Here is a 22,288-nt window from a genome sequence, read left to right as displayed (position 1 = left end):
ACGCTTAATTTTCATTCGAGCAAATTAAGCATTCCAAATTTTTGCGCCGCCGCTGTCCTGCGTTATGGCGGGCGGAGATTTTGGATGCGGTTGATGCTCGGGAGCAGGGATGCGGCAGTTCGACGTGATCATTCTGGGCGCCGGCGCCGCCGGGCTGATGGCCGCGATCGCCGCCGGCCGGCGCGGCCGCAGCGTGCTGGTGCTCGACCATGCGCCCGAACCCGGCCGCAAGATCCTGATTTCCGGCGGCGGGCGCTGCAACTTCACCAACATCCACACCGCGCCCGACCGCTTCTTCTCGGAAAACCGCCGGTTCTGCGCCTCGGCGCTGGCCGGGTTCGGGCCGCGCGATGTCCTCGCCATGATCGTGTCCCACCGCATCGCCTGGCATGAAAAGACGCTCGGCCAGCTCTTCTGCGACGGGTCGGCCCGCGCCATCGTCGCCATGCTGCTCGCCGAATGCGCCGCCGCCGGCGTCGAGATCCGCACCGGTTGCACCATCACCGAGGTCGGCGGCGCGCCGGGCTTCCGCCTCGCCACCTCGGCCGGCCCGTTCGCCGCCGGATCGCTGATTCTCGCCACCGGCGGCCTGTCGATCCCGAAACTCGGCGCAACCGGCTTCGCTCACGATCTCGCCGCCCGCTTCGGCCTGCGCATCGTCAAGCCGCTTCCGGCGCTGGTGCCGCTGGTGCTGGAGGGCGAGGAGCGCGCCCGCGCCACCCCGCTGGCCGGCGTCTCGCAGCCGGTCGTCGCCGCCTGCGGCCGCGCCCGCTTCCGCGAGGCCATGCTGTTCACCCATCGCGGCCTGTCCGGCCCCGCCATCCTTCAGGTCTCGACTGCCTGGCGCGCCGGCATGGAAATCGGCATCGACCTGCTGCCCGACGAAAGCCCCGACTTCCTGCTCCGCCGCAAGCGCGAGGCGCCGAAATCCGCGCTGCGCACCCTGCTCGGCGGGGTGATGCCGCAGCGCATGGCGGACGCATTCCTGCCCGCCACTCTGCCGCCCGGCCCGATCGCCGCGCTGGCCGATCGCGCGCTGCTTGATCTCGCCGCCCGGCTCAAATCCTGGACAATCGTGCCCGCCGGCACCGAGGGCTACGCCAAGGCGGAGGTCACCGCCGGCGGGGTGGACACGGCGGATCTGTCGCAGCGCACCCTGGCCGCAACGCGCGTGCCTGGCCTGTTCGTGGTGGGCGAGGCGGTGGATGTCACCGGCTGGCTGGGCGGCTACAATTTCCAGTGGGCCTGGGCCAGCGGCTGGGCCGCCGGCAGCGCGGCCTGACCGGAAGGATCAGCCCGGCGTCGTTCAGGCGGTCACCCGCGCCGGCCCGCCGAGGATCGGCGCATTGCCCGCCCCGAGGATCGGCGCATTGCCCGCCCCGAGGATCGGCGCATTGCCCGCGCCGGTAATCGTCGCCCGGCCCAGCGCCGGTGCCGTCTTGGGGCCGGCATCCGCCGCCGAACCGGCGGCGGCCGGGTCGGCGCGGCGCGGCGCGGGCTTGCGGGCGGGAGTGTGGGCGGCGGCGAAGGCGCGCAGATCGGCGGCGACGCGGTCGAGCACCCCGGCCCAGTCCCCCTGGGTCGTCTGGCGATAGATCCGCATGCCCGGATACCAGGGCGAGTCCGCGCGGTCCTGCATCCAGCGCCAGCACCCGTCCCGCCGCGACAGCATCCAGACCGGCGTGCCCAGCGCGCCGGCGAGATGCGCCACCGAGGTATCCACCGCGATCACGAGGTCGAGTTGCTCGACCAGCGCCGCGGTGTCGGCGAAATCCGTCACCTCGCCCATGAGATCGACCGCCTCCAGCGCCGCCGGCAGCCCCGTGCGGTCCTTCTGCAGGTTGTAGAACCGCACCCCCCCGATGCCCGCGAGCCGGGCGAGCAGCGCGGGATCGCCGATCGAGCGCCGCCGGTCGATCACCTCGCAATTGATGTCGTCGGGCCTTGAGCCACCGGCCCAAACCAGGCCGACCCGCAGCTTCGCCTCATCCCCGACCCGCGCCGCCCAGTCCGCCCGCAGCGCATCGGGCGGGGCGAGATAGGGGATGGTCGCCGGAATCGTCTCGATCGTGGTGCCGAACAGCCAGGGCAGGCTCATCAGCAGGGCGTGCATGTCGGCCCGCGGCGTAGCACTGCCGCGCGCGACAACCTCGGCGACGCCGTCCATGCCCCGCACCAGCCGTGCCAGTTCCGGCGGAACCTCCAGCACCACCTCCGCCCCGCGCGCGGCGACCAGCGGCGCATAGCGGACGAATTGCAGCGTGTCGCCCAGCCCCTGCTCGGCGACGAGCAGGATGCGGCGGCCGGCCAGATCCTCTCCCCGCCACGCGGGGCCGGCCTCGGCGGCAACCGGTTCGCGCCCGCGCCATTCGTGCTCGGCCCAGCCGCGCCGGAAATCGCCCGCCGCCAGCAGGGTGAGCGAAAGATTGTAGCGCCAGGTCGCGTTGCCCGGCTCCAGCCGATAACAGCGCTCGTGCATCACCAGCGCCGCGCCGACCTCGCCGAGGCAATGCAGCGCGTTGGCGAGATTGTTCAGCACGCCGGCATGCAGCGGGCTACGCGCCAGCGCCTCGCCATAGACCCGCGCCGCCTCGCTGAATTCGCCGAGATCGAAATGCTTGCCGCCGAGGCAGATCAGCGCATCGATATTCTCCGGCAATTGCGCGACGCCTTCGAGTGCCATCGCCTTGGCCTGCTCGAACAGGCCGAGCTGCCGCAGCGCCTCGGCCATGCCGCAATAAGCGAGCCCGAGCCGCGGCGCGGCGCGCACGCAGGCAAGATAGGCCTCGATCGCCTCTTTCGGCCGGCCCGACAGCTGCAGCGCGTTGGCGCGGTTCAGCAACGCCTCCGGCTGGGCCGGCGCCCGTTCGAGGCAGGCGGCGAAGAGGGCGGCGGCCTCCTCGTGACGTCCCGCGGCAACGGCCTGATTGCCGGCCTCGAACATCTGTCTGGCGTGTGCATCCATCGGCGGGGACCCTCTTGGTCGTCGAGCCTCGGACCCTCGCATGAAAAGTTTAACGCGGGGTTTCCGGCGCGACCTCCGCCTGCCTGATCCAGCCGGATTCGCCCTGCTGCCAGTAGGTCAGCGCGTGGCCGGCGGCGCGCGCCGCCTTCCAGCGCGTCCGCGCCGCCGCCACCGCGTCCGGATCGTTGCCGTCGAACAGGTCGAACACCCGCTCGAAACCCTCCAGCGCCGCCGTCGCCCCATCCACCAGAAACAGGAACCGCGCGCCGTTCGGCACATCCTCGCCGGTGGTCAGCCAGATCGGCTGCGCCGCGCCATGACCCATCGCCGCGGTGCCGTGGGGCAGCCAGTCCACCCCCGGCGCGCGCCAGAGGGCGGCGTCCAGCGCCTCGATCCGGGCGGGATCGGTGCCGCGCACCACCGCTCGTGCGCCGGCGGCGAGGGTGCGGGCGAGCAGGGCGGGCAGGGCGGCGTCCAGCCCGGTGCGCGTCAGGTGGTAGAAGCCGACCTGCGCCATCGTCTTACGCGCGCCATCGTCTCATTCGATGACGATGCGCGGCCCGCGCGCCGTCCCGGCGCCATCGAGCCCCGCCGCCACCGCATCGGCCACCGCGGCGAAGGCGCGCCCGGCCTCGCTCTCCGGCGCGCTGGCAGCGATCGGCGTGCCGGCATCCGAGGTCTCGCGGATCGGCGCCAGCAGCGGCACCGCGCCAAGGAAGGGCACGCCGAGCCGCACCGCCTCGGCCTCGGCGCCGCCATGGCCGAAAATATCGGTCCGGGTGCCGCAATTCGGGCAGCAGAAGAAGCTCATGTTCTCGACCACGCCCAGAATCGGCACCCGCACCTGACGGAACATCGAGATGCCGCGCCGCGCATCGAGCAGCGAGATGTCCTGCGGGGTGGAGACGATGACCGCGCCGGCGAGCTTCAGCCGCTGGGCGAGGGTGAGCTGCACGTCGCCGGTGCCGGGCGGCAGGTCGAGCACCATCACATCCAGCTCGGGCCAGGCCACCTGCGTCATCAGCTGGGTCAGCGCGTTGAGCACCATCGGCCCGCGCCAGACCATCGCGGTTTCCTCCTCGACGACATGGCCGATCGAGATCGCCTTCAGCCCCCAGGCCTCGATCGGCACCAGCTTGTTGCCCGCCATCTCTGGCTTGCCCTTCGTGCCGAGCATGCGCGGCAGCGAGGGGCCGTAGATATCGGCATCGAGCAGGCCGACCCGCTTGCCCTGCCGCGCCAGCGCCACCGCGAGATTGACTGCGACGGTCGATTTCCCGACCCCGCCCTTGCCGGAGGCGACCGCGACGATCGACCCCACCTGGCCGAGCAGCGTGCCGGGTTCCTGCGCCTGCGTCTGGGCTTGCGGCTGCGGGGCGGCGGCGCGCGGGGCGGTGAACATCACCGTCGCGTTGCGCACGCCCGGCATCGCGGCGAGATCGGCCTCCAGCGCCCGGCGCATCGGTTCCTGCCGCGCGGCATCCGCCTTCGCCACCATCAGCGCCACCTGCACCAGCCCCTCGCGGGTGGCGACGCTGTCCACCATGCCGGCGGGAATGCCCGCGCCCTCCGCCGTGCGGAAGGCGCCGATGCGCGCGCGCACCGCAGTTTCATCTATCGCAGCCATGATTCTGTCCTTGTCAGCCTCTGGGTCAGCCTGTGGTCGGGTTTACGCCACGCCGGCGCGTTGGGAAATCTGCCCGCGCAGCAGCGCCGGATCGCTCACCGGCAGCGAGCAGGTCTGGGCGCGGCAGACGAAGGCGGCGGGTTCGGCGGCGCTCTTGCCATGCGCCGGGTGGCCCTCCGGCAGCGCGGCGGCGTCGCCCACCGGCAGCACCACCACCGCCGGGTCGAACTGGGCGAGGGCGGCGCGATGCAGTGCCGCGAAGCGCGGATCGGCCGCATCGCCGAGGATGACCACACTGGCGCCTTCCTCCAGCAGCGCCGCCGCGGCAAGCAGGGTGGGGAAGGCGGACAGCGCCCGCCGCTCGCCGGTATGCGAGGCGATCAGCGCCGCCGCCGCGTCGCGATGCGCCGGATTGCCGGTCAGGTGATGCAGGATCGCCAGAGCCTCGGCGAACAGGCCGGCGCCGGACGGCGTCGCGTTGTCGAACGAGGCGCGGGGGCGGATGGAGCCGGGCAGGTCGGCCGCGTCCGCGGCGGTGAGATACAGCCCGCCCTGGCCGTCGCCGAAAGCGGCGAGCGTCGCCGCGGCGACCCGCTCCGCCTGGTCGAGATAGGCGCCGCGCCCGGTCGCCTGGTAGAGAGCAAGGGTGGCGCGCAGCATCGCCGCCTGGTCGTCGAGCAGGCCGGAGGCCGAGATCTTGCCCCGGCGGATCGCATGGTCGAACCGCCCATCGGCGCGGCCGAGCAGGGCGGTGACGGCGCCGTGCGCGGCGATGGCGAGATCGAGCCAGTCCGGCCGGGCGAACACCGCGCTCGCCCGCGCCAGGGCGGCGATGGCGAGGCCGTTCCAGTCGGCCAGGATCTTGTCGTCCCAGCCGGGGCGGACCCGGCCTTCGCGGGCGGCGAACAGGCGGGCGCGCAGGGCGGCGAGGCGCGCCTCGGTTTCGGGGTGTTCGGGATGCGTCGCACGGGTGAGGATCAGCTTGCCCTCCCAGTTGCCGGCGGCGGGGCAGGGGTAGTGATCCTCGAACAGCGCCATGTCCGCCCCGAGCACGGATGCGATCTCCTCGCGCGTCCAGACATAGAATTTGCCTTCCTCGCCCTCGGAATCCGCATCCTCCGAGGCGGCGAAGGCGAGCGTGCCGTCGGGCGCGGGGTCGTGCTTCGCCCGCATGTCCCGCCGCAGCCACTCGACCAGCTCCTCGGCGCGGGCGGCGAGCAGCAGGTCCGGCTCGGCGGCATGGGCGAGGGCGAGCAGGTCGAGCAGCTGCGCGTTGTCGTAGAGCATCTTCTCGAAATGCGGCACCAGCCAGCTTTCATCGGTGGCGTAGCGGGCGAAGCCGCCGCCGAGATGGTCGCAGATGCCGCCCTGCGCCATCCGCGCGAGCATCAGCGCCACCACCGCGCCCGCCTCGTGCCGGCCGGTGCGGGCGTATTCGCCCCAGAGGAAGCGGAAGATCGGCGCGTTGGGGAATTTCGGCGCGCCGCGCAGCCCGCCCTCCTCCCAGTCCACCATGCCGAGGAACCGCTCGGTCACCGCCGCGAGATCGCCGGGGGCGATCGGCGCGCCGGGCTTCAGCTCGGCATGGGCGGCGATGCGCCTGAGCAGCGAGGCGCCGCTGCGGGCGAATTTCTCGCCGTCCTTCCTCCAGGCGTCGGCGACCATTTCCAGCACCTGCCGGAACGAGGGCCGGCCCCAGCGCGGCTCGGGCGGGAAATAGGTGCCGCCGAAGATCGGTGCGCCATCCGGCGTCATGATCACGGTGAGCGGCCAGCCGCCCTGCTCGCCCATCGCCTGCACCGCGGACATGTAGATGCCGTCGATATCCGGCCGTTCCTCGCGATCGACCTTGATGTTGACATAGAGCCGGTTCATCAGCGCCGCCGTCGCCGTGTCCTCGAAGCTCTCATGCGCCATCACGTGGCACCAGTGGCAGGCGGCATAGCCGATCGAGAGCAGGATGAGTTTTTTCTCCGCCCGCGCCGCGGCCAGCGTCGCGTCCGACCACATCTGCCAGTGCACCGGATTGTCGGCGTGCTGGAGCAGATAGGGCGAGGTGGCGTCGGCGAGGGTGTTGCGGTCGAGCGTGCTGGACATGGAACTGCGGTCTTTCTGAAGCGTTGCTGCTCCGGTAGATAGCAGTCCGGCGCCCGAACGCGAGGGCTCATCCCGAGATTGATATGAAAGCTGAACGACATGAATGATGTTCCGGCACAGCCGCCGTATTTCACCCATCACGTCTTCGTCTGCGGCAATCACCGGCCGGAGGGCCATCAGCGCGGCTCCTGCGGCGGCAAGGGATCGGAAAAACTGCGCGACTACATGAAGGCTCGCGCGAAGGAACTCGGGCTTCAGGGCGTGCGGATCAACGCCGCTGGCTGTCTCGACCGCTGCGAGCACGGGCCGACGGTGGTGATCTACCCGGCGGGCCGCTGGTATCGCGTGCCGGACCGCGACGCGGTGGACCGCATCCTGACCGAGGATGTGCAGGGCGGCCGCCCGGTCGCCGAACTGATGCTGCCGGGCGAGGTCGCGCCGGCGAAATGAGGTTCGCTCCGCCCGACGTGATCTTCGCGCCGGCGAGCGGCGTCGGCGGCGCGATTTCGCTCCTTCGCCTCAGCGGGACGGGGGTGGCGCGGGTGATCGGGGCGCTGGCCGGCGGCCTGCCGGCGCCGCGCCGCGCCAGCCTGCGGAATTTTCGCGATGAGCGGAGCGGGCTCATCGATCGCGGGCTGCTGCTGTGGTTTCCCGGCCCGGCCAGCGTGACCGGCGAGGATTATGCCGAATTCCATTTGCATGGCGGCCGGGCGGTGCGCGCGGCGATCACCGCCGCCCTGCTCGCCCTGGGCGCGCGGCCGGCGGAACCGGGGGAATTCTCCCGCCGCGCCTTTCTCAACGGCCGGCTCGATCTGCTGGAGGCCGAGGGCATCGCCGATCTGATCGACGCCGAGACCGAGGCGCAGCGGCAACTCGCCCTCGACCTTGCCGGCGGGGCGATGAGCCGGGCGGTCGGCGCCTGGCGGGAGTCGCTGATCGGGCTGATGGCGCAGCTCGCGGCGCTGATCGACTTCGCCGATGAAGACCTGCCGGCGGATGTCGAGGCCGCGATGCTGGCGGCGATGGCGGGGCTGCGCGACGACATCGCGGCCGCCATCGGCGCCGGGCTCGCGGCGGAGCGGCTGCGCGAGGGGGTGGAGATCGTCGTGCTCGGCGCGCCGAATGCCGGCAAATCCACCCTGGTCAACGCGCTTGCCGGCGAGGAGGTCGCGATCGTCTCCGACATTCCGGGGACGACGCGGGATGCGATCGGCGTGCGGCTCGACCTCGGCGGGGTTCCGGTCCGGCTGGTGGATACGGCGGGGCTGCGGCGATCGGACGACGCGATCGAGGCGGAGGGCGTGCGCCGCGCCGAGGCCCATGCGCGCCGGGCTGATCTTTTGCTCCTCTGTGGTGCCGCGCCCGATTTTTCGCTGCCGGACGCGCCGTCGGATGTGCCCGCACTTTGGGTGGCGACCAAGGCGGATCTGGGCGGCGCGGTGCCGGAGCGCATGCTGGCGGTGAGTGCGAAGACCGGCGCCGGGCTGGAGGAACTGCTGGCGGCGTTGCGCGCGCGGGTCGAGGCGCTGGTGGAGCGCGGCGCCGGGCCGGCGCTTCCGCGGCCGCGGCAGATCGCCTGCCTGCGCGATGTCGCGCAGGCGCTGGACCGGGCGCTGGCGGTCGGCGTGCCGGAATTGCGGGCCGAGGAATTGCAGGCGGCGGCGGCGGCGCTGGCCCGGCTGACCGGGACGATCGGCGTCGAGGACGTGCTGGATCAGGTATTTTCCAGCTTCTGCATCGGCAAATAGCCTTCCATCCGGCAAATGGTGCTATAGGCCCGCGCATGACGAGCTTGCGCGAGATGTTCGATGTTGTGGTGATCGGCGGCGGCCACGCCGGCACCGAGGCGGCGGCGGCGGCGGCGCGGATGGGGGCGGCGACCCTGCTGCTGACCCACCGGCGGGACCGGATTGGCGAGATGTCGTGCAACCCGGCGATCGGCGGGATCGGCAAGGGGCATCTGGTCCGCGAGATCGACGCGCTGGACGGCATCATGGGCCGCGCCGCCGATGCCGCCTGCATTCATTTCAAGATGCTCAACCGCAGCAAGGGGCCGGCCGTGTGGGGGCCGCGCGCGCAGGCCGACCGGGGGCTGTATCGCGCGGCGGTGCAGGCGCTGCTCGCCGCGCAGGATGGGCTGAGCATCCTCGAAGGCGAGGCGGCGGATCTGGAGCTTGCGGCGGATGGCGCGCTGGCGGCGGTGATCACCGGTGAGGGCGTGCGCATCGCCTGCCGGGCGGCGGTGCTGACCACCGGCACCTTCCTGCGCGGGGTGCTGCATTTCGGCGAGCGCATGGAGGAAGGCGGCCGGGTTGGCGATGCGGCGTCGAACGCGCTGTCGGCGCGGCTGCGCGGGCTGGGTCTGGCGTTGGGCCGGCTCAAGACCGGCACGCCGGCGCGGCTGGACCGGCGCTCGATCGACTGGGAGGCGCTGCCCGAAGATCGCGGCGAGGCGGAGCCGGCGCCGTTCAGCCTGCTGACCGCGCGGATCGGCAATCCGCAGATCTCCTGCCGGATCAGCGAGACGACGCCGGAGACCCATGCGATCATCAACGCCAATCTGCACCGCTCGGCGGTGTATGGCGGGCGGATCGACGGTGCGGGGCCGCGGTATTGCCCGTCGATCGAGGACAAGGTGGTGCGGTTCGCCGAGCGGCCGCGGCACCAGGTGTTTCTGGAGCCGGAGGGGCTGGAGGACGAGACTGTTTACCCCAACGGCATATCGACCAGCCTGCCGGAAGCGGTGCAGGAGGCGTTCATCCGCACCATGCCGGGCCTGTCCCGCGCGGTGCTGCTGCGGCCGGGCTATGCGGTGGAATATGATTATGTCGATCCGCGCGAGTTGAGCCACGCGCTGGCGCTGAAGAAGGTGCCGGGGCTGTTTCTCGCCGGGCAGATCAACGGCACGACGGGGTATGAGGAAGCGGGCGCGCAGGGGCTGCTGGCTGGGGTGAACGCCGCGCGGGTTGCGGCGGGGCGGCCGGTGGTCACGGTGCGGCGGCACGAGGGTTATATCGGCGTGCTGGTGGATGATCTGGTGACGCGGGGGTCAGCGAGCCCTACCGGATGTTTACCTCGCGGGCGGAGCATCGGCTGAGCCTGCGGGCGGACAATGCCGATCTGCGGCTGACGCCGCGCGGGTGCGAATGGGGCTGCGTCGGTGCGGCGCGGCGCGCGGCGTTCGCGGCCCTTGAGGCCGAGCTTGCGGCGGTGCGCGGCGGCGGCGTGGGCGGGGCGCGGGCGGCGGCGATCGTCGCGGCGGACCGACTTTATGAGGGATATCTGGCGCGGCAGGAGAGCGAGATTCGCGCGCGGGCGAAGGATGACGCGGTGCTGATCCCGCCGGATTTCGACTATGGCGCCGTTGGCGGGCTGTCCGCCGAGATCCTCGCCCGGCTGGAACGGGTGCGCCCGGAAACCCTGGGTGTGGCCGGCCGGCTGGAGGGCATGACCCCGGCGGCGCTGGGGGCGCTGTTCGCCGCCCTGCGCCGGCCGCGCCCGGTCGCGGCATGAGCGCCGCGGGCGGCGGCGGCGTGGGCAATGTTTCACGTGAAACATTGGTCCGGATTGAGACCTATGTTTCACGTGAAACATTGGCGCGGCTTGAGGCCTATGCCGCGCTGATCCTGCGCTGGACGGCGCGGATCAATCTCGTCTCGCGCAAGGATGCGGGGCCCGCGGAAATCTGGAACCGGCACATTCTCGATTCGCTCCAGCTGTTGCCGATGCTCCCGCAGGGGGCGTTCCGCGCGGCGGATCTCGGCTCCGGCGGCGGGTTGCCGGGGCTGGTGCTGGCGATCGCCCGGCCGGAGATCGGCTTCACGCTGATCGAATCCGACCGGCGCAAGGCGGCGTTCCTGCAAACGGCGATCGCCGAACTCAAGCTCGCCGCCACGGTGCTGCCGGTGCGAATCGAGCAGGCGCGGCTCGATCCGGTTGAACTGGTGACCGCCCGCGCCCTCGCGCCGCTGCCCGAGTTGCTTCTCTATGCCGCGCCGTTACTCGCGCCTGGCGGGAAATGCGTGTTTCTCAAGGGGCGTTCGGCGATGTCCGAATTGACCGCGACGGCCGAGAACTGGCACATGAAAGCCGAACATGTCCCGAGCCTGACCGAGCCCGGGGCCACGATTTTCCGCATCAGCGAGTTACGCCGTGCAACCTAAGATAATCGCAATTGCGAACCAGAAAGGCGGCGTCGGCAAGACCACGACCGCCATCAACCTCGCGACGGCGCTGGCCGCGACCGGCGAGCGCGTGCTGCTGATCGACCTCGATCCGCAGGGCAATGCCAGCACCGGGTTCGGCATCGCCGCCGGCGATCGCGGCATCGGCAGTTATGCATTGATGACCGGCGAGGCCCCGGCCGCGACCCTGGTGCTGCCGACCGAGGTGCCGGGTCTGCTGATCATCCCCGCGACGGAGGATCTGATTGGCGCCGATATCGAGTTTTCCGGCGCCGAGGGGCGCGAGCGGCTGGTGCAGCGGGCGCTGGCCGAGCCGGGGCTGGCCGGGCAGTTCGGTTATGTGTTCATCGATTGTCCGCCCGGCCTTGGCCTGCTGACGCTGAACGCGCTGGTGGCCGCCTCCTCGGTGCTGATCCCGCTGCAATGCGAGTTCTTCGCGCTGGAGGGGATCAGCCAGCTGATGCGGACAATCGATCTGGTGCGTCATTCGCTCAATCCGGGCCTGGCGCTTGAAGGGGTGGTGCTGACCATGCTGGACCGACGGAACAATCTCGCCCAGGCCGTGTCGGACGACGTGCGGGCCTATTTCGGCGCGCGGGTGTTCGACACCGCGATTCCGCGCAACATCCGCATCACCGAATCGCCAAGCCATGGCAAGCCGGTGCTGCTCTACGATTTCCGCTCGTTGGGCGCGCAGGCCTATGTGTCGCTCGCGGCCGAATTCCTGCAGCGGCAGGCCGTGGCGGAGGCAAGTCTGTGAGCGGGCGGGACATGCCGCGCCGGCTGGGCAAGGGGCTGGCGGAGCTGCTCGGGCCCGGCACGGTGGCGGCGGCCGGACAGGCCATTACCGGCGAGGGGGTGCGGCATCTGCCGGTCGCCTCGCTGCATCCGGGGCCGTTCCAGCCCCGCCGGGCGATGGACGAAGCGGCGCTCGAAGAGCTGGCGCAATCGCTCAGAACGCAGGGCGTGTTGCAGCCGCTGCTGGTGCGGGCGATGCCGGGGAAGCCCGGGCAGTATGAGATCATCGGCGGCGAGCGGCGCTGGCGGGCGGCGCAGCGCGCCGGCCTGCACGAGGTGCCGGTGCTGGTTCGTGTCCTGACCGACAGCGAGGCGATGGCGGCGGGGCTGGTGGAGAACCTTCAGCGGCAGGATCTCGATCCGCTCGAAGAGGCCGAGGGGTATCGCCGCCTCGTCGAGGAATTCGGGCTGATCCAGGAGGATCTGGCGCGGGCGGTTGCGAAATCGCGCCCGCATGTCACCAACATGATGCGGCTGCTGAACCTGCCGGTGCCGGTGCAGACGGCGCTGCGCAAGGGCGAGCTGAGCGCCGGCCATGCGCGCGCCCTGCTCCAGCACCCCGACCCCGAGGCGGCGGCGCGGGTGATCGCGGCGAAGCGGCTTTCGGTGCGGCAGACCGAGGCGCTGGTTCAGTCCGCGCTGGCGCCGAAGCCCGAGCGCGCGCCGCGCGACCTCAAGGATGACAGCGTGACGCGCAACCTCGAAGCCGAGCTGGCCGGCGCGCTCGGCCTGCGGGTCAAGGTGACGTATGACGGGACGAGCGGCTCGGTCTCGCTGTTCTACCGGGATCTCGACCAGCTCGATGGCATTCTGCGGCTGCTGCGCGGCGGGGGCGATTAGAGTATCAATACCATGGAGCACGCCCCGACCCGGGTGGGCCGGAACGTGCGACAGCTTCGCCGGTTCAGCCCATGGCGAGGAAGCCGTCCATCCCGCTGATCGGGCGGGCGGCGGCGAGCTTGCCGATGTCAGGCACCGGGCGGGTGAGTTCGGGCCCGGTGGCCGCGCCGATGGCCTCGATCGCTTTCGCGACCTCGATCACCGCGCGGTCGGCATGGCGGCGGCCGATGATCTGCACGCCGAACGGCATGCCGTGCTCATCCGTCCCGAGCGGCAGGCAGAGCGACGGATGGCCGGCGAGGGTGACGGCATAGGCCAGCGCCAGCCAGTGATAGTAGGATTTCGTTCCTGCACCATCGATTTCGGCAGGAAAAAGTTCCGTCCACGGCCGGGGCTGGATGGTGACGGCGGGCGCGATCAGCACATCATGCGTCGTGAAGAAATGCTGCCAGGCCCAGTAGAGCGCGGTTTGCGCGTGCAGGGCGCGGGCGACATCGGCGGCGGTGTAGCCCAGCCCTTCCTCGACATTGGCGCGGACATTGGGGCCGAGGCGCTCGGGTGCGGTGCGGTAGGTGGCGCCGAAGGAGGCGAGGAAGTTCACCGCGCGGAGGATGGCGAAGGTTTCGTCCGCATGGCGGCAGTCGGGCGTTGCATCCTCGGCGGTGGCGAAGAGCGGGGCGAGGCGCGCGGTGCGGTCGGCAAACAGGGCGCGGGTCTGCCGCGAGGTCGGCGCGAAGCCGAAATCGGCGGTGAAGGCGGCGCGCAGCGTGCCGAGATCGGCGGCGGCGCGGCTCGTCGCCTCGTCCGGCGAGAGCGGTGCTGATAGCATGTCCCGCGGATCGTAGCTGGCGGTGGCGTCGAACATCAGGCCGAGATCGGCCGCCGAGCGCGCCATCGGGCCGAGCACGCCGAGGCCGGAGGGGCCGAGCAGGCGCTTTTCCGAGGGGAACAGGCCGGGCGAGGGGCGCATGCCGACAATGCCGCAGAAGGCGGCCGGGTTGCGCAGGCTGCCCCCCATGTCCGAACCGGTGGCGAGCGGGACCATGCCGGTCGCCAGGGCGACGGCCGAGCCGCCGGAGGAACCGGCGGCGGATTTCGTGGGCTCGAACGGGTTGCCGGTGGCGCCGTAGACGAGGTTACGGGTGTTGCCGCCGGCGCCGAATTCCGGCGTGTTGGTCTTGCCGAGGACGATGCCGCCGGCGGCGCGGATCGTGGCGATGAAGCCCTGATCGGCCTTGGGAATATTGTCCTTGAACATCAGGCTGCCATAGGTCGTCCGCAGGCCCTCGGTATCTTCGAGATCCTTGACCCCGAGCGGCAGGCCGTGCAGGGGCGGCAGGCGGTTGCCCGCCATCACCGCGGCCTCGGCGGCGCGGGCGGCGGCGCGGGCGCGGGTGAAATCGCGCGCGACCATGGCGTTCACCGCGTGATCGACACGCTCGATGCGGGCGATGCAGCTCTCGGTGAGCTCGACGGGGGAAAGTTTCCGGCCGCCGATCAGGCGGCGCGCTTCGGTGGCGGGCAGGTCGCAGGGGTCGGTCATTGCGGGCGGACATCCTCGTTCTCGGGTTCGGCCGCGATAACGCGCCAGCCGGCGGAAACGGTCAAGCCGCCCCGCAGGCTTGCCGGGGCGGCGCTGGCCTGCTCTTCTGGGCACACCGGGACGGACAGACAAGGGAGCGGAACAATGGACATCTGGCGCAGCGGAGAGCGGGACTCTACTCCGGGGCCCCAGGCCTATTTCACCGGATCGGTGCGGATCGACCCGGTCAACACGGCGCCGGAGCCGGCGCGAGTGTCGGCGGCACATGTGACGTTCGAGCCGGGGGCGCGGACGGCCTGGCATACGCATCCGCTGGGGCAGACGCTGATCGTCACCGCCGGGCGCGGCTGGGTGCAGCGCGAGGGCGGGCCGGTCGAGGACATACGCCCGGGCGACGTGGTGTGGTTCGCGCCCGGCGAGCGGCACTGGCACGGGGCGACGCCGACGACCGGGATGAGCCATTACGCGATCCAGGAGCGGCATGAAGGATCGCCGGTCACCTGGCTCGAACAGGTGACGGACGCCGAATATCGCCGTTGACCGCGGCGGGGTCATCTGCGCGGTTGCGGGCCAGTGGAATTGAGGAATATATTTAAAAGGACAAATTGCCCGCCGCGGACGGCTTTCGCGGCGCGGGCGGGACGCGGCAAGGGAGGAACGGAGCGAAAATGCAGGTGATGATCATCGGGGCCGGGGGCATGCTCGGCCGCAAGCTGGCGGCGCGGATCTCGGCGGACGGGGCGCTGGAGGGCAAGCCGGTCGGCGCGCTGAGCCTGGTCGACGTGTTCGCGCCGGAGGCGCCGGCGGGGTTTGCGGGCACGGCGTCCTGCCAGGCGGCGGATCTCTCGGCGCCGGGCGTCGCCGCCGCACTGGTCGCGTCGCGGCCGGAGGTGATCGTGCATCTCGCCGCCATCGTCTCGGGCGAGGCGGAGGCGGATTTCGACAAGGGATATCGCATCAATCTCGACGGCACCCGCTTCCTGTTCGAGGCGATCCGGGCCGAGGCGGCGAAGGCGCCCTATCGGCCGCGCGTGGTGTTCACCTCGTCGATCGCGGTGTTCGGCGCGCCCTTCCCGGAGGTGATCGACGACGAGTTCTTCTGCGCGCCGCTGACCAGCTATGGCGCGCAGAAGGCGATCGGCGAGCTGCTGCTCAACGACTACACGAGGCGCGGCTTCATGGACGGCGTCGCGATCCGGCTGCCGACCATCTGCATCCGCCCGGGCAAGCCGAACGCGGCGGCTTCGGGCTTCTTCTCCAACATCCTGCGCGAGCCGCTGGTGGGGCAGGAGGCGGTGCTGCCGGTGGAGGAGAGCGTGCGGCACTGGCATGCGAGCCCGCGCGCGGCGGTGGGGTTCCTGGTCCGCGCGGCGTCGATGGATCTCGCCCCGCTCGGCAACCGGCGGACGCTGAACCTGCCTGGCCTGTCGGCCACCGTGGGCGAGCAGATCGAGGCGCTGCGGCGGGTGGCCGGCGAGCGGGCGGTGAAGCTGATCCGCCGCGAGCCCGATGCGACCATCGCGCGGATCGTCTCCGGCTGGCCGGAGAATTTCACCGCGACACGGGCGAAGACGCTCGGCTTCGCGGCGGAGACGACATTCGACGAGATCATCCGCGTGCATATCGAGGATGAGCTTGGCGGCCGGCTGCCGGGCTGACGGCGCGCAACGGGACGGGAGCGGGATGATGAGCAGGATCGCGATGGTGACGGGTGCCGGCAGCGGCGTGGGGCGGGCGGCAACGCTCGCGCTGCTTGCCGATGGCTGGACGGTGGCGCTGGTCGGGCGGCGGCGCGAGGCGCTGGAGGAGACGATTGCGGAAGCGGGCGCGGACGTGGGCGCGAAGGCCGAGGCGTTCCCGGCGGATATCGCCGATCCCGCATCGGTGGAGGCGTTGTTCGCGGCGGTGGCGGCGGGGTTCGGGCGGCTCGACCTGCTGTTCAACAATGCCGGCAACAACGTGCCGACCACCAATTTCGGCGACATGACCTGGGAGCAGTGGCGGCACGTCATCTCGGTCAATCTCGACGGCGCGTTTCTCTGCGCCAATGCCGCGTTCCGGATGATGCGCGACCAGTCGCCGCGCGGCGGGCGGATCATCAATAACGGCTCGATCTCGGCGCATGTGCCGCGGCCGGGCTCGGCCGCCTATACCGCGAGCAAGCACGCGATCACCGGGCTGACGCGCACCATCGCGCTGGACGGGCGGGCGCATGACATCGCCTGCGGGCAGATCGATATCGGCAACGCGGCCACCCCGATGACGCGGCGGATGACGACCGGCGTGCCGCAGGCGGACGGCTCGATGAAGGCGGAGCCGACGATGGATGTGGAGTCGGTGGGGCGCACGCTGGTCTACATGGCCGGGCTGCCGGCGGACGCCAACGCGCTGTTTGTCACCGTGATGGCGACCAACATGCCTTTCGTCGGCCGCGGCTGATCTCAGTGTCCCCCGCACCCGGCCCGGCGCGAGGCGGGTCGGGTGCGGTTGGTTCGGGAAACCGTCAGTTCAGGCGGTCTCAGTTCAGGCGGTCAAGGATCGAGACATAGTTGGCGACGCCGGCGCCGCCCATGTTGTAGATGCCGGCGAGGTCGGCGCGGGGGAGCTGCATGTCGCCCGCCGTGCCGGTGAGCTGCATCGCCGCCATCACATGCATCGACACGCCGGTGGCGCCGACCGGGTGGCCCTTGGATTTCAGCCCGCCGGAGCGGTTGACCGGCAGGCGGCCATCCGGCGCGGTGATCCCCTCCAGCACGGCGCGCGCGCCCTGGCCGCGCGGGGCGAGGCCCATCGCCTCGTATTCGATCAGTTCGGCGATGGTGAAGCAGTCATGCGTCTCGATGAAGGACAGGTCGTCGAGCGTGAGGCCGGCTTCGGCGAAGGCCCGCGCCCAGGCGCGTTCGCCGGCCTCGAACCGGGTCGGGTCGCGGCGGGAGAGCGGTAGGAAATCATTCACATGGGCGGCGGCGCGGAAGCGCACCGCCTGGGGAAGGGCGCGGGCGGTGTCTTCGTCCGTGAGAATGATCGCCGCGGCGCCGTCGCTGACCAGCGAGCAGTCGGTGCGCTTCAGCGGACCGGCGACGATAGGATTTTTTTCCGACTCACGGCGGCAGAACTCGAAGCCGAGATCGCGCCGCATCTGCGCGTAGGGATTGTCGACGCCGTTGCGGTGGTTTTTCGCGGCGATCGCGGCGAGGGCGTCTGACTGGTCGCCGAAACGCTGGAAATAGCTCTCGGCGATGCGGCCGAACACGCCGGCGAACCCGGCCTGGATGTCGCCCTCCTCGCGGCGGTAGCAGGCGCCGAGGAGGTTTTCGCCGACCTGTTCCTTGGGGCAGGCGGTCATTTTTTCGCCGCCGAGCACGAGCGCGATGCGGCCGCGGCCGGCGGCGATGAAATCGCGCGCCGCATGGATGGCGGCGGAGCCGGAGGCGCAGGCGTTTTCATAGCGCGTCGCCGGCTTGAAGCGGAGTTCGGGGATAGCCTGCATCGGCAGCGAGGAGGGGAAATCCTGCTTCGTGAAGCCGTTGTTGAAATTGCCGACGAACACGGCGTCGATCTCGTTCGGGTCGATCCCGGCATGGGCGATGGCGCCGGTGGCGGCCTCGGCCAGAAGATCCTCGAGATCGGGGCTGTCGGACTTGCCGAAGCGCGTGTGCGCCCAGCCGGCGATGGCGGTGGTGGTCATGGCGGTCTCCTCGCATGCCGCGCTCGCGCGCGGCAGTTTTCCGATTATGGGCCGCGCCCGCGCGCGGCGTTTGAGCGAGTATGGGACGCGCCGGCGGGCGAGGGCAAGATGGCGGATCAGAGCTCCGCCACCTCGGCGACGCCGCGGATCATTTTCATCGCCTGGGCGAGGCGGGGCGAGACGTTGAAGCCGCCGGGCAGCGCGATGTCGAGCCGGGCGGCGGTGTCGATCCGCGGGGCGAGCAGCACGCGGCCCTTGCCGCGGCCCTCGCGCTCCAGCAGCGCGCGGATCGAGCCGAGCGCATCGCGCGTCTCGACGGTGATGCGCAGCCCCGCGCCGGCATTCGCCGCTGCCTTGTCGAGCGGTTCGACATCGACCGCGGTGACGCGCAGGCTTTCGCCATCGAGCCGAAGATCGGCGGTGACGAGCAGCATCGCGCCTTCGGCGAGCCGCTCGCGCGCGGTGGCGAGGAGTTCGGAGAACAGCGTGACCTCGAAGCCGCCGGCCTGGTCGGACAGCATGACCCAGGCCATGCGGCTGCCGGTGCGGGTGGTGCGCTCCTTGCGGCCAACCACGGCGCCGGCGAGCTTGACCCGGCCGATGCCGGCCTTCGCCCGCGCCTCGATCAGGTTCGATGGGGTGACGCCGAGGCGGCGGAGCACGGTGTCGTAGGCATCGAGCGGGTGGGCGGTGAGGTGATAGCCCACCGCCTCGGCCTCGAAGCTGAGGCGTTCGAAGGCGGGCCAGTCCGGCACGTCCGGCAGGGGCAGGGGTTCGGGGGCGGCGGCGTCGCCGAACAGGTTGATCTGGCCGGAGGCGCGGGCCTCGGCCTCGGCCTGGGCGCGGCGGACCAGCAGCTCGGCGCCGGCGGCGACGCGGGCGCGGTTGGGGTCGATCCGGTCGAAGGCGCCGGCGCGGGCGAGCTGCTCGATCTGCGCCTTGTTCAGCGCGCGGGGATCGACCCGGGCGGCGAAATCCGCGAGGTCGGCGAAGGGGCGGCCGGCACGGGCGCGCACCACGTCCTGCATCGCGCCGGCGCCGACGCGCTTGATCGCGGCGAGCGCGTAGCGGATGGCCAGCGTGCCGTCGGCCAGGCGTTCGACGGTGAAATCGGCCGCCGAGGCGTTGATGTCCGGCGGCAGGACGGGAATGCCGATCCGCACCGCGTCTTGCTTGAGGGCGGCGAGTTTCTCGTGGTTGGCCTGCGACAGGCTCATCGAGGCGGCGATGAAGGCGGCGGGGTGGTTCGCGCGCAGCCAGGCGGTCTGGTAGGAGACCAGCGCGTAGGCGGCGGCGTGGGATTTGTTGAAGCCGTAATCGGCGAATTTCGCCATCAGCTCGAACACCTCGACGGCTTTTTCTTCGGCGGTGCCGCGCGCGACCGCGCCCTCGACGAAGATTTTCCGCTGCGCCTCCATCTCGGCGCGGATCTTCTTGCCCATCGCGCGGCGCAGCAGGTCGGCCGCGCCGAGGCTGTAGCCGGCCATTTTCTGGGCGATCTGCATGACCTGCTCCTGGTAGACCATGATGCCGTAGGTCTCGGAGAGGATGTCGTGGATCGACGGGTCGGGGCTTTCCCAGGCTTCGCCGTGCTTGCGGGCGCAATAGGCGGGGATGTTGGCCATCGGGCCCGGGCGGTTGAGGGCGACGGCGGCGATCAGGTCCTCGAACCGGTCCGGGCGCATCTGGCGCAGCACGTCGCGGAAGCCCTGGGTTTCGAGCTGGAACACGCCGCCGGCCTCGGCGCGGGAGAGCATTTCGTAGGTTTTCGCATCGTCGAGCGGGATCTTCGCGATGTCGACCGGGGTGCCGAGACCGTCGAGGAAGTTCAATGCGCGGCTGATGATGGTCAGCGTGGTCAGGCCGAGGAAGTCGAACTTCACGAGGCCGGCCTGCTCGACATGCTTCATCGAATACTGGGTGATGAGCATGTCGGCGCGGGGGTCTTTATACAGCGGGACCAGCTCGTCGAGCGGGCGGTCGCCGATGACGACGCCGGCGGCATGGGTGGAGGCGTGGCGGTAGAGCCCCTCGACCTGGGTGGCGATCTCGATCAGGCGGTTCACCGCCTCGTCGGTTTCGCGCATCTCGCGCAGGCGGGGTTCGGATTCGACCGCCTCGGCCAGCGGGATCGGCTTGGCCGGGTTGTTGGGCACGATTTCGGCGACCTTGTTGACCTGGCCGTAGGGCAGGCCGAGCACGCGGCCGACGTCGCGCACCGCGGCGCGGGCCTGGAGCTTGCCGAAGGTGATGATCTGGGCGACGCGGTCGGCGCCGTATTCGCGGCGGACATAGGCGATCACCTCGTCGCGCCGTTCCTGGCAGAAATCGATGTCGAAATCCGGCATCGAGACGCGCTCGGGGTTGAGGAAGCGCTCGAACAGGAGGTTGAAGGGGATCGGGTCGATATCGGTGATCAGCAGCGCCCAGGCGGCGAGCGAGCCGGCGCCGGAGCCGCGGCCGGGGCCGACCGGGATGCCCTGGGATTTCGCCCACTGGATGAAGTCCGCCACGATCAGGAAATAGCCGGGGAAGCCCATCTGCTCGATGATGCCGAGTTCGAGGGCGAGGCGCTCGCGGTATTTCGCCGCCGTCGCCGCGTCGGCGCCCATCGCGGCGAGGCGGAGTGCCAGGCCTTCCTCGGCCATGGCGCGGAGGGTTTCCGCCTCGGTCGCGCCCGCGCGGACCTTGGGGCAGACCGGCAGCAGCGGCTTGCGGGTGGGGGCGGCGATGGCGCAGCGCCGGGCGATGGCGAGCGTGTTGTCGCAGGCATCCGGCAGGTCGGCGAAGAGACGGCGCATGGCCGCCGCTGGCTTGAACCAGTGATGCGGGGTGACGCGGCGGCGTTCGGCCTCGGAGAGCAGGCGGCCTTCGGCGATGCAGAGCAGGGCGTCATGCGCCTCGTGCATCGTCTCGCTGGCGAAGAAGCATTCATTGGTGGCGACGAGCGGCAGGCCGGCGGCATCGGCCAGCGCGATCAGGCCGGGCTCGACCGCGCGCTCGGCCGGCAGGTCGTGCCGCTCCAGCTCGACGGCGAGGCGGTCATCGAAGGTTTCGGCGAGGGCGGCGAGCAGCCGCTCCGCCTCGGGGCGCTGGCCATCGCCGAGCAGGCGGCCGACCGGGCCGAAGCGGCCGCCGGTGAGAAGGAACAGGCCCTCGTGATGGTCGCGCAGCGCATCGAGGCTGATTTGCGGTCGGAGGCCGGGTTCGGTGTCGAGAAAGCTGCGGGAGGAGAGTTTCGAGAGATTGGCGAAGCCGGCGGCATCCCTGGCGAGCAGCACCAGCGGGTCGGGCGGGAGGAGCTTCTGCCCGGCGCGGGCGAGGCCGATCTGGCAGCCGATGATGGCTGCACGCCCTTGCCCATGCAGGCCTGGGAGAACTCGATCGAGCCGAACAGGTTCGACGTGTCGGTGATGGCGACGGCGGGCATCGCGTTGTCGCGCGCGATGGTGGCGATCTTGTCCGGCTTGATCGCGCCTTCGGAGAGGGAATAGGCGGAGTGGACGCGGAGATGGACGAAATCGGCGTGTGGCATGCCCTGAGTGTAGCACGCCCGGGCGGGGCGGGTCAGCCTTGCAGGTCGCGGTCGCTGCAGACGCGGTTGCGGCCGAGTTCCTTGGCGCGGTAGAGTGCTGCGTCGGCCCGGCTGGTCCAGGCGGCGAGGGTTTCGCCCTGGATGTATTCGGCGACGCCGGCTGAGAGGGTGACCTGGGTGAGTTCCTGCCGCGAGGAACGCTTGACCAGCTTGCGGTCCGCCATCGACTGGCAGATCTGCCGCGCCACCGAGACGGCGGACGGCAGGTCGGCGCCGGCGAGCAGGACGGCGAATTCCTCGCCGCCATAGCGGGCCACGGTGTCGCGGCCCTTGACGCTATCCGACAGCAGGCGGGCGACGAGGCGGAGGATCAGGTCGCCGGTCTGGTGGCCGTGGACGTCGTTGAACCATTTGAAATTGTCGATGTCGAACAGGACGACGGAGGCGACCAGCGGCTCGTCCGCCCGGCGCTGGGCGATGAAGCGCTTGGCCTTGGCATCGAAGGCGCGGCGATTGGTGATGGCGGTGAGCGCATCGGTCGTCGCTTCGGCGCGGGCGGCGGTGAGGGACTGGCGGAGCCGGGCGATGCGCTGGACGGAGGTGGCGAGTTTTTCCTCGAGCGCGCGGTTGCGGGCGGCGGCGCGGGTGGTTTCCGCGGTGAGGGCGGCGACGGCGGCGACGAGGCTGGCGATGGTCGGCTCGTGATCGAGCCGGCTGGCCCAGCCTGCCAGAACGTCGCCATACTCCTTCAGCGCCTTCTGGTTGCCGGAGACGTGGTTGACCAGCGCCTCTGCCGCTTCCTGGATGCCTTTCGCCCCCTGATCGATGGTTTCGCGCGCGGCTTCGTCCGCGAGGAAGCGGGCGTGGATGGCATCGGCGGCGGCGGGCGTCAGATTGTCGAGATCGGGGTGGTGACGATCGAGAAAGGCGTTGAGTTCGAGATCGCTGCCGCGGCGATAGGCGAAGCAGATTTCGTAGGCATGCGGCGTCGGCACGATGTGGCGCCTTGCC

The 22,288-nt window shown here is 70.9% G+C and carries 16 protein-coding genes and 2 pseudogenes; 10 read left to right on the top strand and 8 right to left on the bottom strand.

The window, feature by feature from the left end:
- Nucleotides 1-109: 109 nt before the first annotated feature.
- Entirely contained in the window at nucleotides 110-1,282 is a 1,173-nt protein-coding gene (locus ACIDOCELLA78_RS000000103980) for an aminoacetone oxidase family FAD-binding enzyme (RefSeq protein WP_201728483.1), read from the top strand.
- Nucleotides 1,283-1,306: 24 nt separating this feature from the next.
- On the opposite strand, the gene ACIDOCELLA78_RS000000103975 is transcribed toward ACIDOCELLA78_RS000000103980, so the two are convergent.
- From ACIDOCELLA78_RS000000103975 to ACIDOCELLA78_RS000000103960, 4 genes are read right to left on the bottom strand one after another with little or no spacing between them, the layout of a single operon-like run.
- On the bottom strand, nucleotides 1,307-2,965 hold the full coding sequence (locus ACIDOCELLA78_RS000000103975) for a tetratricopeptide repeat protein (protein WP_201728482.1): 1,659 nt from the start codon (nucleotides 2,963-2,965) through the stop codon (nucleotides 1,307-1,309).
- Nucleotides 2,966-3,014: 49 nt separating this feature from the next.
- Complete coding sequence (locus tag ACIDOCELLA78_RS000000103970) at nucleotides 3,015-3,482, bottom strand: DNA polymerase III subunit chi (RefSeq protein WP_201728481.1); 468 nt, start codon at nucleotides 3,480-3,482, stop codon at nucleotides 3,015-3,017.
- Nucleotides 3,483-3,503: 21 nt separating this feature from the next.
- Nucleotides 3,504-4,592 (bottom strand): Mrp/NBP35 family ATP-binding protein, encoded by a 1,089-nt coding sequence (locus ACIDOCELLA78_RS000000103965; RefSeq protein ID WP_201728480.1) that lies wholly within the window; start codon nucleotides 4,590-4,592, stop codon nucleotides 3,504-3,506.
- Between the two features lie 42 nt (nucleotides 4,593-4,634).
- Nucleotides 4,635-6,689 (bottom strand): thioredoxin domain-containing protein, encoded by a 2,055-nt coding sequence (locus ACIDOCELLA78_RS000000103960; protein WP_201728479.1) that lies wholly within the window; start codon nucleotides 6,687-6,689, stop codon nucleotides 4,635-4,637.
- Between the two features lie 99 nt (nucleotides 6,690-6,788).
- Here ACIDOCELLA78_RS000000103960 and ACIDOCELLA78_RS000000103955 point away from each other — a divergent pair, with 99 nt between their 5' ends.
- The 6 genes and pseudogenes from ACIDOCELLA78_RS000000103955 (at nucleotide 6,789) to ACIDOCELLA78_RS000000103930 (ending at nucleotide 12,511) form a co-directional block, all read left to right on the top strand.
- Nucleotides 6,789-7,139: a ferredoxin gene (locus tag ACIDOCELLA78_RS000000103955; protein ID WP_201728478.1), complete on the top strand. Its 351-nt coding sequence runs from the start codon at nucleotides 6,789-6,791 to the stop codon at nucleotides 7,137-7,139.
- Complete coding sequence (gene mnmE, locus ACIDOCELLA78_RS000000103950) at nucleotides 7,136-8,437, top strand: tRNA uridine-5-carboxymethylaminomethyl(34) synthesis GTPase MnmE (protein WP_201728477.1); 1,302 nt, start codon at nucleotides 7,136-7,138, stop codon at nucleotides 8,435-8,437. Before ACIDOCELLA78_RS000000103955 ends, mnmE begins: the two co-directional genes overlap by 4 nt.
- A gap of 35 nt (nucleotides 8,438-8,472) precedes the next feature.
- Nucleotides 8,473-10,202 (top strand): annotated as a pseudogene (gene mnmG, locus ACIDOCELLA78_RS000000103945) (tRNA uridine-5-carboxymethylaminomethyl(34) synthesis enzyme MnmG).
- Nucleotides 10,199-10,852 (top strand): 16S rRNA (guanine(527)-N(7))-methyltransferase RsmG, encoded by a 654-nt coding sequence (gene rsmG, locus ACIDOCELLA78_RS000000103940; RefSeq protein ID WP_201728476.1) that lies wholly within the window; start codon nucleotides 10,199-10,201, stop codon nucleotides 10,850-10,852. Before mnmG ends, rsmG begins: the two are co-directional and overlap by 4 nt.
- A complete protein-coding gene (locus tag ACIDOCELLA78_RS000000103935; protein ID WP_201728475.1) occupies nucleotides 10,842-11,633 on the top strand; it encodes a ParA family protein in 792 nt (263 codons plus the stop codon). The genes rsmG and ACIDOCELLA78_RS000000103935 overlap by 11 nt, the downstream gene beginning before the upstream one ends.
- A complete protein-coding gene (locus ACIDOCELLA78_RS000000103930) occupies nucleotides 11,630-12,511 on the top strand; it encodes a ParB/RepB/Spo0J family partition protein (protein ID WP_201728474.1) in 882 nt (293 codons plus the stop codon). Before ACIDOCELLA78_RS000000103935 ends, ACIDOCELLA78_RS000000103930 begins: the two co-directional genes overlap by 4 nt.
- A 64-nt stretch (nucleotides 12,512-12,575) precedes the next feature.
- Here ACIDOCELLA78_RS000000103930 and ACIDOCELLA78_RS000000103925 read toward each other — a convergent pair whose 3' ends face one another.
- Nucleotides 12,576-14,054, bottom strand: coding sequence for an amidase (locus tag ACIDOCELLA78_RS000000103925; protein WP_201728473.1), 1,479 nt, complete (start codon nucleotides 14,052-14,054; stop codon nucleotides 12,576-12,578).
- 144 nt (nucleotides 14,055-14,198) lie between these two features.
- On the opposite strand from ACIDOCELLA78_RS000000103925, the gene ACIDOCELLA78_RS000000103920 reads away from it, so the two are divergent.
- The 3 genes from ACIDOCELLA78_RS000000103920 (at nucleotide 14,199) to ACIDOCELLA78_RS000000103910 (ending at nucleotide 16,493) form a co-directional block, all read left to right on the top strand.
- On the top strand, nucleotides 14,199-14,594 hold the full coding sequence (locus ACIDOCELLA78_RS000000103920) for a cupin domain-containing protein (RefSeq protein WP_201728472.1): 396 nt from the start codon (nucleotides 14,199-14,201) through the stop codon (nucleotides 14,592-14,594).
- A 128-nt stretch (nucleotides 14,595-14,722) separates the two neighbouring features.
- Nucleotides 14,723-15,712 carry a D-erythronate dehydrogenase gene (gene denD / locus ACIDOCELLA78_RS000000103915; RefSeq protein ID WP_201728471.1) on the top strand — a complete coding sequence of 330 codons (990 nt, stop codon included), beginning with the start codon at nucleotides 14,723-14,725 and terminating at the stop codon, nucleotides 15,710-15,712.
- 25 nt (nucleotides 15,713-15,737) lie between these two features.
- The gene (locus tag ACIDOCELLA78_RS000000103910; protein WP_201728470.1) at nucleotides 15,738-16,493 is read left to right on the top strand and encodes an SDR family oxidoreductase; all 756 of its coding nucleotides are present in this window, start codon (nucleotides 15,738-15,740) and stop codon (nucleotides 16,491-16,493) included.
- Nucleotides 16,494-16,572: 79 nt separating this feature from the next.
- Here the strand turns inward: ACIDOCELLA78_RS000000103910 and ACIDOCELLA78_RS000000103905 are convergent, their stop codons facing one another.
- The 3 genes and pseudogenes from ACIDOCELLA78_RS000000103905 to ACIDOCELLA78_RS000000103895 all read right to left on the bottom strand — a co-directional run.
- Nucleotides 16,573-17,742, bottom strand: coding sequence for an acetyl-CoA acetyltransferase (locus tag ACIDOCELLA78_RS000000103905; RefSeq protein WP_201728469.1), 1,170 nt, complete (start codon nucleotides 17,740-17,742; stop codon nucleotides 16,573-16,575).
- A 116-nt stretch (nucleotides 17,743-17,858) separates the two neighbouring features.
- Nucleotides 17,859-21,277, bottom strand: a pseudogene (dnaE, locus tag ACIDOCELLA78_RS000000103900) (DNA polymerase III subunit alpha).
- A gap of 32 nt (nucleotides 21,278-21,309) precedes the next feature.
- Nucleotides 21,310-22,288: GGDEF domain-containing protein (locus ACIDOCELLA78_RS000000103895; protein WP_201728468.1), on the bottom strand; the 979-nt coding region annotated here is incomplete at its 5' end.

It is taken from the genome of Acidocella sp. C78, from assembly GCF_907164655.1.
This window is presented reverse-complemented; position numbering and strand designations above follow the sequence as displayed.

Coding starts and splice junctions, on each gene's coding strand:
- ACIDOCELLA78_RS000000103975 (WP_201728482.1), bottom strand. CDS start 2,965: ATGGATGCACACGCCAGACAGATGTTCGAGGCCGGCAATCAGGCCGTT.
- ACIDOCELLA78_RS000000103955 (WP_201728478.1), top strand. CDS start 6,789: ATGAATGATGTTCCGGCACAGCCGCCGTATTTCACCCATCACGTCTTC.
- ACIDOCELLA78_RS000000103920 (WP_201728472.1), top strand. CDS start 14,199: ATGGACATCTGGCGCAGCGGAGAGCGGGACTCTACTCCGGGGCCCCAG.
- ACIDOCELLA78_RS000000103980 (WP_201728483.1), top strand. CDS start 110: ATGCGGCAGTTCGACGTGATCATTCTGGGCGCCGGCGCCGCCGGGCTG.
- ACIDOCELLA78_RS000000103925 (WP_201728473.1), bottom strand. CDS start 14,054: ATGACCGACCCCTGCGACCTGCCCGCCACCGAAGCGCGCCGCCTGATC.
- denD (WP_201728471.1), top strand. CDS start 14,723: ATGCAGGTGATGATCATCGGGGCCGGGGGCATGCTCGGCCGCAAGCTG.
- ACIDOCELLA78_RS000000103910 (WP_201728470.1), top strand. CDS start 15,738: ATGATGAGCAGGATCGCGATGGTGACGGGTGCCGGCAGCGGCGTGGGG.
- rsmG (WP_201728476.1), top strand. CDS start 10,199: ATGAGCGCCGCGGGCGGCGGCGGCGTGGGCAATGTTTCACGTGAAACA.
- mnmE (WP_201728477.1), top strand. CDS start 7,136: ATGAGGTTCGCTCCGCCCGACGTGATCTTCGCGCCGGCGAGCGGCGTC.
- ACIDOCELLA78_RS000000103965 (WP_201728480.1), bottom strand. CDS start 4,592: ATGGCTGCGATAGATGAAACTGCGGTGCGCGCGCGCATCGGCGCCTTC.
- ACIDOCELLA78_RS000000103905 (WP_201728469.1), bottom strand. CDS start 17,742: ATGACCACCACCGCCATCGCCGGCTGGGCGCACACGCGCTTCGGCAAG.
- ACIDOCELLA78_RS000000103970 (WP_201728481.1), bottom strand. CDS start 3,482: ATGGCGCAGGTCGGCTTCTACCACCTGACGCGCACCGGGCTGGACGCC.
- ACIDOCELLA78_RS000000103960 (WP_201728479.1), bottom strand. CDS start 6,689: ATGTCCAGCACGCTCGACCGCAACACCCTCGCCGACGCCACCTCGCCC.